This is a genomic window from Burkholderia territorii (genome assembly GCF_902833055.1).
GTDB lineage: Bacteria > Pseudomonadota > Gammaproteobacteria > Burkholderiales > Burkholderiaceae > Burkholderia > Burkholderia territorii.
Window position 1 is genome coordinate 1 of sequence record NZ_CADFEJ010000198.1, and the last position, 215, is coordinate 215.

Sequence of the window (215 nt, forward strand, 5' to 3'; positions counted from 1 at the left end):
GTGGTCGCGCCGCTCACGTCGAAGGTTGCGCCCGCACCCGTCAGGCTGACCGGCGTCGTCGCGGACAGGCTGCCGCCCGCGCCGATCGCGAGCGTGCCGCTGTTGATCGTCGTCGCGCCGGTGTATGTATTGGCGCCCGTCAGCGTCTCCGTGCCGGTGCCCGACAGCGTCAGCCCGCCCGTCCCGCCGATCACGCCTCCATACGTGCCACTGGC

1 protein-coding gene is annotated in these 215 nt (G+C 72.6%); it reads right to left on the bottom strand.

Going from position 1 to position 215, the window contains the following annotated elements; translation table 11 throughout:
* Positions 1-215 (bottom strand): autotransporter-associated beta strand repeat-containing protein (locus HW466_RS31690; protein ID WP_176316203.1); only part of this gene is annotated, 215 nt, incomplete at both ends.